Origin of the sequence: Secundilactobacillus odoratitofui DSM 19909 = JCM 15043 (genome assembly GCF_001434895.1) — a bacterium.
GTDB classification, from domain to species: domain Bacteria; phylum Bacillota; class Bacilli; order Lactobacillales; family Lactobacillaceae; genus Secundilactobacillus; species Secundilactobacillus odoratitofui.
On the sequence record NZ_AZEE01000027.1, the window covers coordinates 135,182 to 148,695 of the forward strand.

10 protein-coding genes and 1 pseudogene are annotated in these 13,514 nt (G+C 45.5%); 4 read left to right on the forward strand and 7 right to left on the reverse strand.

Translation table 11 applies throughout. The features are described 5' to 3' along the window. Positions 1-15 precede the first annotated feature (15 nt). The 7 genes from dltB to ahpC all read right to left on the reverse strand — a co-directional run bounded on the left by dltB (position 16) and on the right by ahpC (position 7,861). A complete protein-coding gene (gene dltB / locus FD04_RS03120) occupies positions 16-1,230 on the reverse strand; it encodes a D-alanyl-lipoteichoic acid biosynthesis protein DltB (protein ID WP_056946920.1) in 1,215 nt (404 codons plus the stop codon). After that, positions 1,223-2,725: a D-alanine--poly(phosphoribitol) ligase subunit DltA gene (gene dltA, locus FD04_RS03125; RefSeq protein WP_056946923.1), complete on the reverse strand. Its 1,503-nt coding sequence runs from the start codon at positions 2,723-2,725 to the stop codon at positions 1,223-1,225. The genes dltB and dltA overlap by 8 nt, the downstream gene beginning before the upstream one ends. A gap of 18 nt (positions 2,726-2,743) precedes the next feature. Beyond that, the gene (locus tag FD04_RS12860) at positions 2,744-2,926 is read right to left on the reverse strand and encodes a teichoic acid D-Ala incorporation-associated protein DltX (RefSeq protein ID WP_054699467.1); all 183 of its coding nucleotides are present in this window, start codon (positions 2,924-2,926) and stop codon (positions 2,744-2,746) included. A gap of 74 nt (positions 2,927-3,000) precedes the next feature. Next, positions 3,001-4,422, reverse strand: a complete 1,422-nt coding sequence (locus FD04_RS03135) for a HAMP domain-containing sensor histidine kinase (RefSeq protein WP_056946926.1) — start codon at positions 4,420-4,422, stop codon at positions 3,001-3,003. Continuing rightward, positions 4,412-5,110, reverse strand: a complete 699-nt coding sequence (locus tag FD04_RS03140; protein ID WP_054699462.1) for a response regulator transcription factor — start codon at positions 5,108-5,110, stop codon at positions 4,412-4,414. Before FD04_RS03140 ends, FD04_RS03135 begins: the two co-directional genes overlap by 11 nt. Before the next feature lie 647 nt (positions 5,111-5,757). Next, positions 5,758-7,296 carry an alkyl hydroperoxide reductase subunit F gene (gene ahpF / locus FD04_RS03145; RefSeq protein ID WP_056946929.1) on the reverse strand — a complete coding sequence of 513 codons (1,539 nt, stop codon included), beginning with the start codon at positions 7,294-7,296 and terminating at the stop codon, positions 5,758-5,760. A gap of 1 nt (position 7,297) precedes the next feature. Then, on the reverse strand, positions 7,298-7,861 hold the full coding sequence (gene ahpC, locus FD04_RS03150) for an alkyl hydroperoxide reductase subunit C (RefSeq protein WP_054699460.1): 564 nt from the start codon (positions 7,859-7,861) through the stop codon (positions 7,298-7,300). 230 nt (positions 7,862-8,091) lie between these two features. Between ahpC and FD04_RS03155 the strand changes: the two genes are divergently transcribed. The 4 genes and pseudogenes from FD04_RS03155 to FD04_RS12865 form a co-directional block, all read left to right on the forward strand. Continuing rightward, positions 8,092-8,772 carry a TVP38/TMEM64 family protein gene (locus tag FD04_RS03155; RefSeq protein ID WP_054699458.1) on the forward strand — a complete coding sequence of 227 codons (681 nt, stop codon included), beginning with the start codon at positions 8,092-8,094 and terminating at the stop codon, positions 8,770-8,772. A gap of 58 nt (positions 8,773-8,830) precedes the next feature. Next, on the forward strand, positions 8,831-11,350 hold the full coding sequence (locus FD04_RS03160) for an excinuclease ABC subunit UvrA (RefSeq protein WP_056946932.1): 2,520 nt from the start codon (positions 8,831-8,833) through the stop codon (positions 11,348-11,350). 247 nt (positions 11,351-11,597) lie between these two features. Then, a complete protein-coding gene (gene abc-f, locus FD04_RS03165) occupies positions 11,598-13,097 on the forward strand; it encodes a ribosomal protection-like ABC-F family protein (RefSeq protein WP_056946935.1) in 1,500 nt (499 codons plus the stop codon). Between the two features lie 33 nt (positions 13,098-13,130). After that, a pseudogene (locus tag FD04_RS12865) lies at positions 13,131-13,493 on the forward strand (hypothetical protein); the annotation flags it as partial. Between the last annotated feature and the right edge of the window lie 21 nt (positions 13,494-13,514).

Sequence of the window (13,514 nt, forward strand, 5' to 3'; positions counted from 1 at the left end):
TCCTCTTCAAAAAAGTTAATGCCGCCAAAGCGTGTCTAAGAAACCTGAGAATATTAAGAAACTCAGGCAAACCGTGTTAAACGTGATAAAAATACTGAATAGTTCTGTCCACTGGTTATGTGGCACGAGTTGTCGATGCCGCTTCTTGAACCGTAACCAACAATCGTTGAGGATAATGGCACAGGCGTGGAACAAACCATACACAATGTAATACCAGGTCACACCGTGCCAAAAGCCCATAATTAAAAAGTTAATCAAGTAAGCTAGCTGCGAGATTCGAACCGACCCTTTGACCAGTCGTTTTTTCATCATGAAAAAGGTTACCCGCATGAAAATGAAATCACGGAACCAAAACGACAGCGACATGTGCCACCGATTCCAGAAATCCTTAATGTTGTGGGCAATGAACGGGGCGTTGAAGTTAGCCGGAGTTTTGACACCCAAAAAGTAACTCACACCAATCGCAAACAAACTGTAGCCCGCAAAATCAAAGAACAAGTACATGCTGTAATCGTACATATAAAGTATCAGCTGCCATGAAATACCAGTGCCACCCAATGCGTTTCGATTCGCCAACGCCATGTGGGCTAGGTTAGGCAGCCAAAGCGTACCAAAGACATAGCCAAGCAGGTATTTATAAACAAAACCTCGGAACAGATACTGAATCCCAGTATCTAGCATTTCAACGTACTGGCCTCGATCTGGTACCACCGTAATGTCTGCTTGGAAGCGCCGAAAGCGGTCGATTGGTCCAGATGATACCGTGGGAAAGAATAGCAAGAACCGTAAAAATTCCCACGTTCGGATTGTTTTGATCGTCCCATCGCGCAGTTCCATGATCACCTGCACCGCCTTGAACGTCAGATAACTAATGCCCAAAAAGCCGAGCAATGATAATGAATGCGCTGGCACGACCGGTGCTAATTTCACACCCACTAACGGCAAGATGCTAGCGATAACTAGGGTCACAAATACCGATGTCTGGTTTGACCGTTGCCGATACCACTGGTACCCTGCCACTAATAGTGCTTGATAAATCATGTAACCAATTAACGCAAGGCCTTGATGCCAATGATTACCGCCGAAGGTGACGACCAGAAAACCAAACGTCCAGAGTGCTTCATAGACGGGTAATCGTTTTCCGAAATACAGCGCCACCATGGCTGGTAATAACGTGCCAATCAAAATCAAAAAGTAAGTTGGACTGGCATATGGCTGCAAATTAATCATGAGGGTTAACGCCCGCAATCAAGGCTTTGATGTCAACTTTACCGTTAGCACTAAGCGGTAGTTGTTTCTTAAAAATAAACCGTTGTGGCACCATATATGGCATCATATCTTGACTAAGCTGTTGCTTGATAGCCATGGTGTAATTTTGTGTTTGATCAAGTGCATCATCTAAAACGACGATTGCCACCAGCTGCTTAACTTTATGTTGCCGGTCATACTTCGGTACTGCTACACCTTGTTTGATCATCGTAACACTGGACAAGTGATGGTTAACTTCCTCCAACTCAATTCGGTAGCCGTTCAACTTAATTTGAAAGTCGGTTCGACCGTTATAAAACAGCAAGTCACCCTTGTAGTAACCCAAATCACCACTTCGATATCCCCGCTCAGAATGTTGTTGATAAAAGGCTGTCTCAGTTTTAACTGGGTTGTTCAGATACCCCTTAGACACACCAGGCCCGGCAATTAACAATTCACCACTACCATCGGCACGATCATTATCAATTAAAATCTGAGTATCTGGTTTAACGTATCCAATCGGTAGCCGGTCGCAAGTTGCTAGAATATCAGCCGTGATTTCGACACTAGTCACAGCAACGGTAGCTTCAGTAGGCCCATAAGTGTTAAACACCTTGGCAGCAGGAAATTGCTGTTTGAGCTTCATAGCCGTTTGATGCGTTAACTCTTCACCGCAGAACAAGAACCGGTCAAGCGTTGGGTAGTGTGCCTGATCAAAATTTGAATCAAGCAGACAGATATCAATCAGCGACGGCGTAGAAATCCAAGTATTTAAATCTAGTGTCGGTAAGGTTTGAAACATCACCGCAAAATTATCCGTGGTGTTTTTTGGTAAGACCTTCAAAGTCCCCCCACTGACCAGCGTTGGGTAAAGTGCCATGACTGACAGGTCAAATGAAAAGGCCGGTTGTAGCAAGGTATTGCGGTCTTCAAAAGCTTGCCAACTTATCATCCAATTCACAAAACTGACCAAATTTTGATGACTGATTTGAACCCCTTTTGGTTTGCCAGTGGTACCAGACGTAAAAATAATGTAAAACGTTTCATCATCAAAGATTGGATTATTAACCACCTCAGTGACCGGCTTCACCATGAGCGTCTGCATATCATTACGCGTTAAAACTGGCACTGCGACTTTCACAGGCAATGGTTCAACCGCGATCACTAAAGCCGGTTGGGCCGTTTCTAAAATTGATGTGATCCGATCACTTGCTGAATGAACATCAACAGGAATGTAACCATGTCCCGACTTAACAGCGCCCAAAAAGGCTACCAGCATCTCAAACGTTTGACCACCATAGACTAGGATGGGCTGTTGGTTATCAACGCCAAATTGCTGCGTCAGGTGATTGGCCAGTATCGTGGACTGCGTTTCTAATTCTTGATAGGTATAAGTTTGACCGAGGTAATCGTATGCGACCCGATCAGGGTGAGCAACAGCTTGAGCGCTAATTGCTCTAATAACGTCTTCAATCATATCTCTGCCTCATTTTCGCTAAAATTCGTTATAAATAAAGTGTCCACCGTTGACACCGTTGTAGTCATAAAGGTAAATCAAAGCGAGCAAAATTACGGTGTAAGCGACAACTTTGATACAGAAGTGTACGCCAACGCGATGTTGATGAAGCCAAGTTGAGATAACTTGGTCACCATGACTGGCGCTACGATCATTAAACATAAAAAAGCCCCTTTCCGATGACTAAGCTTAGTTTACTTAGTCTTGAAAAGGGGTTCACTCTAAAACAAGCGAATTTAGTTTGAGAATTTCTCAGAATCTTGTTGAACCGGCTTTAAGCGTGGTAACGTCACTATAAATCGCGTCCCTTGAGGCTGATTATCTTCAACGGTAATTTGGCCCTGTGCTAAATTCACCAACTGCTGAACAATTGCCAATCCAAGCCCATTGCCTTCAATTTGGTCGCGGACTGATTTAGCGCGGTAGAATCGGTTGAAAACCTGTGACTTTTGACTATCTTCAATCCCACAGCCTTCATCGGCTACCGTCAAAGTGAAGTTCTTGGTATCGGCCGTCAACGAAACCGTCATGGTCGTATCTGCCGGTGAATACTTATTGGCGTTGGCCATCAGGCTGTTCAAAATCTGTCGTACAGCATCACCATTTGTTTCAGCACTAACATGGGCCTGTACGTGTACATCGATGGTCCGAGGCATCGATGTCTGGGCACTTTGTACCACTTGGTGCACGAGTTGGCTCACATCAATAACCGCCGTTGTTAACTCTAATTGATTAGCGTGTGACAATCGCAACAGACTTTCGATCAAGCGCTGCATCCGCTCAGACTCTTCGTCAATGTACGCTAACGACGTTGGAATGATTTCCGGATGCTGTTCTCCCCGTCGTTGAATCAGCGAGACGTGCCCCCTAATGGCCGCGATTGGCGTTTTAAGTTCATGAGAGGCATTTGACACGAACTGCCGGTCCGCTTGCGCTTGGTCACTCAACGATTTAAGTAGCCGATTAAACTCGACACTTAAATCATGGACTTCTTGCGGCGAGGCGGGAATGGGTAATTGGTTTTGGTAAGTTTTTGAAATATCTCGATTAGTACGTTTCGAGGCTTCAGTCAACTGGACTAGCGGTCGATTCAATCGTCGTGCCAACAGGTAAATCAGCCAGGTTCCCAAAACTAAGAACAGTAAGGTAATTAAGATAATTAAACGAATCAATAACCATAATAGATTAATTGCACCATTTAACTCCACCCAGACGTCGTAACGAGCAGCCGGCCACTTACCATCAGCTGGCGCGTTGGATTGGGCATGATAATAAAACCCAGTCTTTGCTGAATAATGAACGTTGTCAGTTAATTGATAGGTCTTACCAAGTTGGTTGTTTTTCAAAAACTTTTTCGTATGAGGTGAATAAAATAATTTTTGTTTTTTATGCTGCGGTGAAACCTGAATTTTAATAAATGTATGGTGACTATTGGTAGAACTCCCAACTCGCCACCACAGCCAGTCATCCTTAGTCGCTATCGAACTACGCTTCAAAGCACGCGCAATTCCGATGGCTTTTTGAGTTTGGGCCTGATACTGCTTAACCCCTACTACTAGGATGATCACCAGGCTCATCATGACAGCTAACCCAGCGAGTAACATCGCATACACGCGTGTAATCCGCCATGCGCTGGTATTGAATAGCTTAATTTTCATCGGCCACGTCCTTCAAACGATACCCGACACCACGCACGGTTTCAATCAAATCATCTGAAACATGATCCTTAAATTTATTTCGTAAATAACGCACGTAGACATCGACAATATTGATTTGGCCGTCAAAATTGGTGCCCCAAACCTGGTCCAATAATTCGTCTCGGGTTAAAACTTCACCTGGTTGTTTCATAAACGTCAGCAACAAATCATACTCCCGTTGTGTCAATTGAATCTCAGCATCTTCGTAAAAGACCTGACGGGTTTTAGTATCTAGGGTCACTTCACCGACATGGTAAAGTCGATCAGTGACGTTCTTGCGGTTGTTGTGTCGTAAAATCACGCGAATTCGGGCCAATAATTCCTCCGTTTCAAATGGCTTCGTGATGTAATCGTCTGCCCCGGCATCAAGGCCTGAAACCTTATCACCAACGTAATCACGAGCAGTCATCATAATCACGGGCACCTCATAATGACGGCGAATTTTACGCAACACACCTAGGCCATCAATCCCCGGTAGCATCCAATCTAGAATAATTAACGAAATATCATTTTGTCGTTCTTTAAAGACATCTAGAGCATCTTCACCGGTTGAAACGGCAATTACATCGTACTCTTCGAATTTTAATTCAGACGCCAAATACGACCGTAAACCCGATTCGTCTTCTACTAATAAAATAGTCACTTTCAAGGTCCAATACTCCTTTAATCAGTCTCTTCAATTTGTTCCCAATGTTTAACAGTTTACCATGATTTAACCGCAAAAAAAGATGACCTGTCAGGTAACCAGCCTAAGTTTTAGCAGAATTTAAAGTTATTCTTTACTTTATGATAATTACATACGCTGATTGGACGGCTTTATATTCCGTAAGAATGTACATCAATACAGTTAGCCATATCCCGACAAATCAACTTGATGGGCATAGCAAGCATACTGATTAGCACTTAAAAGTGAATGATCATTGCAACAACATGTTGACTCATAATCAATTTCGTTCAATTCACTTACCAGTAACAATTCACTTTTTTTGGTACGTTCCCCAAGGTAGTCCTGATTGACTTATTTTCAAACAACAACCGTAGTCGGAAGTTACCAGAAATCGGGGGCTTGTCGTGAAATGACTGGTGGTTTTTCCACCAGTCAGGGTCGAATTGAAGACTCGCACGGGTTTTGGCGAGGCTTGAATTCGAGGTTCGAGACCGCCCTTCGGCTCGGACCGACCCCACGGCAACGCCGCCTCCGATTTCTGGTAACTGGAGACGGCAGTCTCACAAATCAAAAAAGAGTTGTCCAGCCAAACAAGAAGCTGACAACTCTCTTATTAATCTCATGAAAAATTACATGCGCGTTAAAGCATCAAACGCACCAAGTGCCGCAGTGGCACCAGCACCCATTGAAATGATGATTTGCTTGTAGGCCGAATCAGTACAATCACCGGCCGCAAATACGTTTGGCATGCTGGTAGCACCGAAGCGATCCACTTCAATTTCATGACGATCGTTACACTTCAATGTGTCACCCAGCCAAGCAGTGTTAGGCACTAGTCCAATTTGAACGAACACGCCGTCCACACTTAACTGATGGGTTGACTGATCCGTTCGATCCGTATAATTGAGACCGTTCACGCGACCATCACCGGTAATTTCGGTGGTTTCAGCATTAGTCAGCAAATCAACGTTTGCTAACGACTGGGCCTTCTTCAGTAAAACGGCATCCGCAGCAATGTGATCGCCAAATTCAAGAACGGTGACGTGCTTAGCAAGGCCAGCCAAGTCAATAGCTGCCTCAATACCAGAGTTACCACCGCCAATCACTGCGACTTGCTTGCCCTTATATAATGGGCCGTCACAGTGTGGGCAATATGCCACACCTTTGTTGAGAAATCCCGCCTCGCCAGGAACATTAACCTGGCGCCAGTGTGCACCAGTCGCAACGATGACCGTTTTAGCTTCAAGCATTGTATCGCCTTTCAAACTCACACTAATTGGTGTGCCAGCGGTAACCCCCGTTACCTCCTGGCCGTCAATTAACGTCACGTCATACTTAGTCATCTGGGCTTGGATGTTTTGCATCAGTTGTTCGCCTTCGATGTAGTCGGTGCCAATCACATTTTCAATCCCGACTGTCTCAAGTGGTTGACCACCAATATGGTCGGCTACAACGGCAGTTTGCAGACCTTTTCTAGCTGCATAAACCGCTGCAGCACCCGCAGCAGGACCACCACCAATTATCAAAACATCATATAGTTGTTTGGCAACCGTGTCATTTACGGCAGCTACAGCCGCATGGCCGCGTGCCTTGTTGACCAATTGTTCCAGTGTTGCTCGGCCATTATGCCATTCCTCACCGTTTAAGAAAACGGTCGGGACGGCCATAATATCCTTAGCAGTTGCTTCATCTTGGAACATACCACCCTCAATCATTGTATGAGTGATATGTGGGTTCAAGACACTCATGATGTCCAGCGCTTGCACAACGTCTGGACAGTTATGACAACTCAAACTAGCGAAAGTTTCAAAGTGCAGGTCCTGATCAATTGCCTCGATTTGTTGACGAACCGTCGCCGAAATTTTCGGTGCGTGGCCTGAAACTTGTAAGAGTGCCAATACAAATGACTCAAACTCATGACCGAGTGGAATTCCCGCAAAGGTAATCCCAGAAGGGGTTTGATCCTGAGCATCAATCGTAAAACTTGGTTGACGCTTAAGCTGTCCTTCAACCAGTGTTAGCTTGGGTGAGAGGGCAACCACTTCGTTTAAGAAGTCACGAACTTTCTGGCCGTTTGCGGACGAACCAGCATCAAGTGTAAAGATGACCGGCCGTTGCAATAACTGCAGATAACTACTCAGCTGTTGTTTTAATTGCGTATCGAGCATGTTAAATCTTGCCTACGAGATCGAGGCCTGGGGTTAAGGTTTCTGAACCTTCCTTCCACTTGGCAGGACATACTTCACCGGGGTGGGCTTCAACATATTGACCAGCTTTGATTCGGTCAATGTATTCACTGGCATTCCGGCCAATGCCATCAGCGTTGATTTCAAGTGATTGTACCACGCCATCCTTGTCTAAGATGAACGTCCCACGTTGTGCCAGCCCTGCTTCTTCGTCAAATACGTCAAACATGTTAGCTAGCTTATGGGAAGGATCACCAATCATGGCATACTGTAACTTGCCAACAGCTTCTGACTCATCATGCCATGCTTTGTGGACGAAGTGAGTATCTTCAGAAACTGAGTAAACTTCAACACCAAGGCTTTGTAACGTCTGGTATTGATCTTGTAAATCTTCCAATTCGGTTGGGCAGACGAATGAGAAGTCAGCGGGGTAAAACATGACCACGCTCCAGTGACCCTTTAAATCAGTATCACTTACCTCAATAAATTCACCATTCTGATAGGCCTGTGCCTTAAATTCTTCAATTTGTTTACCAACTAAACTCATGTGAAATGCCTCCTTAGAATTTACTACACGTTCATTGTAACCTGTAATTATTCTAAATTAAACCCCAAAATGAAAATTTTTCAAAAATAGGCTTACAAAGCTTGATAGCGTATACTTAACCTGTGACGTGCCAGATTAAGCCTAACGTTCTGGCACCGCTAATGGTCAACTTGACCACACCAATCCACATCATGATCGCCATAAATCAATTTCCAACTTGGAGGTTTTCTATGAACAAGCAAAAACGACGTCGATTTAAAATCACCATTACAATTATTGTGATTGGGCTGATTATTGTTATTGGCTGGCGTTTTCGACTACAATTTAACGACCTCGTCCACGCGATGTCAAACCGTCAGTTATTGATCGATACTTTTCAGCACCACGGACCAATCGATCTCATTACCTATACTGCATTACTGGTGGTTTGCATCTGGTTGCCTGGTGCACCCGTCGCTGTTCTAGCGATAGCAGCCGGTGTTTGTTTCGGTCATTGGACGGCCTTTTTACTCAACGTAATTGGCATGACAATTGGCAACTTTGTCGCCGCAAACGTCATTCCAGATTTTTTCAAAACGCCCACTCACGGCTTTTCGAGGAAGCTGTACACCGATTTATTGAAAATTCAGCACCCCAGGTTAGGGATCATTCTTGGCTACACAATTCCATTTATCCCGAGCACCGTCATTAATTTGGCCGCTAAACGGCTTATCACAAGACGCGAACAGTTGCTGGGGCTGTGTATGCTTGGCAGTGTAACGCCAGCGTTCCTCTATGCATTTGGTGGGGACGCAGCTCTCCGGGGAAACCTCAAGGCACTGCTACCAGTCGTGATTATCGGTGCACTACTCTTCGGGCTCATCTGGGTCATTCACATTGACCGCAAACGAATTCGAGCAAAAGCCGAGTAACGGAAACTTTTCTGCGTTACGATTAAAGATAGCTTATGTATGAAAGTCAGGTAATTAAATGCCAAATAAAATTGATCATATCGAAGTACGTGGCGGTAACGTCAACAACTTAAAAAACATCGATGTCGATATTCCTTTGAACCAATTTGTCGCAATTTCAGGGCCATCGGGTTCGGGTAAAAGTTCGCTGGCATTGGGGATTTTATACGCAGAAGGATCTCGTCGCTATTTAGAATCACTATCAGCTTATACAAGAAGACGGATTTCACAAGGTAATCAATCTCAGGTGCACAGTGTAAAACACATTCCCTCTGCACTTGCCCTTCGTCAACGGCCAACGGTACCATCAGAGCGGTCGACGGTCGGCTCACTCACCGAGGCGTTTAACGTGATTCGTTTGATTTTTTCAAGACTCGGTTCAATCGTCTGCCCAAACGGCCACCGAATGGCGCCAACCATCAAAATTGCTCAGGCGATGGATCGCGCTGGCGCGGACATGGGCATGGTTACTTGTCCAACCTGTGGCGTCCGATTTATGGCAACCAGCGCCGAAGATTTTTCTTTTAATTCTACCGGTGCTTGTCCAACTTGTGACGGCCTCGGTGTCGTCCGTGAACTGGATGAAAATAAACTGATTGGTGACGAGTCACTCTCGATTGACGAAGGCGTGGTGGCTTCTTGGCACCTACCTGGCCGTAACTTTATGCCCAAGGTCGTGGCAACTCTCGGTGTGAGGACTAACGTGCCCTACCGCGATTTAACGGCCAAGGAAAAACAAATTGTGCTGCATGGTGAAAAGAAGCAATACGCGGTTGATTTATCATCAAGTACCGGCCGGGTTTTTCACATGGATAACGCGCTGTACGAGAACGCTTATGAGGCAGTCACGGACTCTTTAAAACGTGTGAACAGTGAGCGCTCCATTGCACGGATCAACCAGTTCTACCATTTCTCAACCTGTCCAACTTGCCATGGTTCACGGCTAAATCCTGAACGACTCACGCACTTAGTTGCGGGTCAAACAATTGCCCAGGTCGCCGATATGCAACTCGATCAGTTGGCCAACTGGGAGGCTCAGACGAAACAAGCTCTGCCTGATGACATGCAAAACCTTGCCAACATCTTATTTACCGAACTTGACGACGACCTTCGTCCCCTACTTGAATTAGGGCTCGATTACCTCAGTTTGTCGCGAAACGGCAACACTCTATCAACTGGTGAACTGCAACGTATTCAGTTAGCCCGAACGTTACGGACTGAAACAACTGGTGTGCTTTACGTCCTTGATGAGCCCTCGATTGGTTTACATCCTGATAACATCCGTGGTCTGATCGACGTTTTTCGTGAACTAATTGCGCAAGGTAACTCACTGGTCGTTGTCGATCACGAGGTCGACATTATCGACGCTGCTGATTGGGTGATCGAAATTGGACCTGGATCGGGCGAAGCCGGTGGCCAAGTCATCGCTCAAGGCACCCCGGAACAGTTGACGACCAATGCTAACTCATTGATTGGGCCGTTCATTTCTGGTCGGACAAGTATTTTACAAAATACCGCGCCAACAACGGCATCTCAGTCAACACAACTCAAAATCAGCGACTACTTTAACTTACACAATATCGACATGACATTTCCAGATAATCAAGTTACGGCAATCACCGGTTTTTCTGGGGCCGGCAAGACCAGTTTGGTCCTCGATAGTTTGGTACCAGCAATCCAGGCGCAAAAAAAGCATCAACATCTCCCTCGCCAAGTCGCGGATCTTCAGACTGACTTACAGGATGTTGTCAGTGTTGATGCAACCCCCGTTGGCAAAAATGCCCGCTCAACGTTAGCGACCTACACTAGCATTATGGATGCCCTCCGCCACCTATTTGCAGATCTACCAGAATCCAAAAAGCGCGGTTATGGTATTGCTGACTTTTCTTATAACAACAAGGAAGGCGCTTGTCCAAACTGTGGTGGCTTAGGTAACATCACACTGGACATTCAATACCTACCGGACATGGAAGAAGTTTGTCCGGTCTGTCACGGGACTCGTTACAAACAAGAAATCCAAGAAATCAAGTGGCACGGCTATTCAATCGTCGACTTACTTGCGCTTTCCGTGAAGGATGCCATTCCAGTTTTCAAAGGAGTTCCTAAAATTACACGTCAGCTCAAGCAGCTTTCACAAGTGGGTCTTGACTACTTACACCTCGGCGAAAGTACTCCAAGCCTATCTGGTGGTGAAGCACAACGCTTAAAGTTGGTCAGTCATTTGACTAAAAAACAAGCGGGGACGCTCTTTGTGTTCGATGAACCTTCAATCGGCCTACATCCCCTAGATGTTCAAACGTTGTTGAAAATTATTGCGCGTCTCCGTGATAAAGGCGCGACCATCTTAATCATCACCCATGATTTAGATTTAATGCTTAACGCCGATTACCTGATTGATATGGGGCCCCGGGGTGGTGCAGCTGGTGGTAAAATTGTTGCCACTGGTAACCCACTTGCGTTAGCGGCTAAGCCTAACAGCTTGACCACCAACTATTTAGCAGAACATTGGCAAAAATTTGACAGACCGACTTACGCATGATAAGTTAGTGACACGAAATAAAAGGGAGGCTTCAGCCGTTGAGAATCTAAGCCAATTGTTAGAACTTAGCACCGTCATCACCCATCAAGGGGGATACTGCACAGTTCTGGCGTTGACCTAGATTTCTCTGGCGAGCCTAAAGTCCGCGAATTAACGCGGATCAGCGCACCTGGAGAAAATCTTCAGGTGCTTTTTGTATGCCAAAATTGTGTCCACGGTGTCCACAGATTCAAGGAGGACCACTATTATGTCGACAATTCAACTCACTCACCTCACCTTTGCCTATCCTGGCAAACCCAACTTATTCACTGACCAGTCCCTACAATTTGACAGTTCTTGGAAACTGGGCCTAACCGGCCGCAATGGCCGTGGCAAAACCACGTTATTAAACCTACTTCGCGGTAAATTGAGTGGTACCGGTCAAATTAAGTCACCACTGAGCTTAAATTATTTCCCGCAATCGATTCCCGACCCAACGCTTCAAACGTGGCAAATAATTGATGCCATCAGTCCTGTAGAGCTTTGGCTGGTACAACGCGAACTAGCTATGATGAACACTGACGACGCGCTGTTATATCGGTCTTTTTCAAGCCTATCTGGTGGCGAACAAACCAAGGTCTTATTGGCCACGATTTTCGCTGATGATACCGGTTTTGCACTATTAGATGAACCTACGAACCACCTTGATATTGCTGGCCGTCAGCAAATTGCTAACTATCTGCACAGTAAAAAACAGGGGTTTATCGTCATTTCACATGATCGGCAATTTTTAAACACCGCCACGGACCACACCTTAACCATTGAAAAGCAGCAACTCGTCATCACACAGGGCAATTTTGCAGCTTACGAACGCGCTAAAGCGGTGAAGGACCAAACGGAACTTGCTGAACAAAGTAAATTAAAACAAGAGATCGGTCGTCTCAAACAAACTGCTGCTGACAAGCGTCAGTGGAGTCGTTCACGTGAAGGTGACAAATACGGCAATCCACATAAAAAGGGCAGTGGTGCCGTCTACGATACCGGTTTTATCGGTGCCCGGTCAGCTCGTGTAATGCAAAAGGCAAAAAACCTTGAACATCGGCTGGATCAATCCATTGAAGACAAATCAGCGTTATTGAAAAACATTGAATTTGTTGAACCGCTGAAGATGAATTACCAACCAGATCATCACGACACACTCCTGCGCGTTCATCAGGTTCAACTGTATTACGACCAAGTACCACTGCTAAAAGAATCGGTTAGTTTTGATATCAAACGTGGTGAACGCGTTGCTTTAATTGGCCCAAATGGCAGCGGTAAAAGTTCGCTGATTGCGGCTATTTTAGGCCACTTCACTGGTGACATCACTGGTACGGTTGACCTCACTCAAACAGCTACCCGTAGTCAAGTTCGCCAATTTTACCCGGATAACGTTGGCGACCTGGCAAGCTTTGCTGAAGCCCACCACTTAAGCCACCAAGACCTATTGAACAACCTCAAAAAACTGGGTGTCGAACGCGACGCCTTTAAGACACCCATTCAAGCGTTATCTTCTGGCCAACAAAAGAAAGTGGAATTGGCAGCCAGCCTGGTGACACCAACTAGTTTTTACCTCTGGGACGAACCGCTCAACTACCTGGACGTTTTTAACCAAGAACAGTTAGAAGACCTGATTTCGACCGTTCAACCCACTATGTTATTCACCGAACACGACGCAGCGTTTATCGAACACGTCGCCACAAAAAAGATTGAACTTTTCCCACGGTAATGGGTACACTATTTTCAATTAACCTGTGGGGGTGCTACTATTCTCGTTTTTATAACTGGACTGTCATTTGCTTTACTTCTATATTGCGTTTTCAGTGGTATTCCCCTGGCCTACGCGTTACTCGTTTGCTGGGGACTCTTCATGGGGTTAGGGCTGCGTGAATATCGACTTGGGGAATTACTCCGCTTTTCCTGGACTGGTGCTAAAACTTCATTCGGTGTCATCAAAACGCTGTTATTAATTGGCGCAACGATTGGGATTTGGATGGCAAGTGGCACAATTTCAAGCATCGTGTACTATGCCTTTTTACTGATCAATCCACACCTGTTTGTGGTTGTGACATTTTTAGTCTGTGCCGCAGTATCGTTTGTAATTGGCACCTCATTTGGTACCGTCAGCGTGATTGGTTTGCCACTC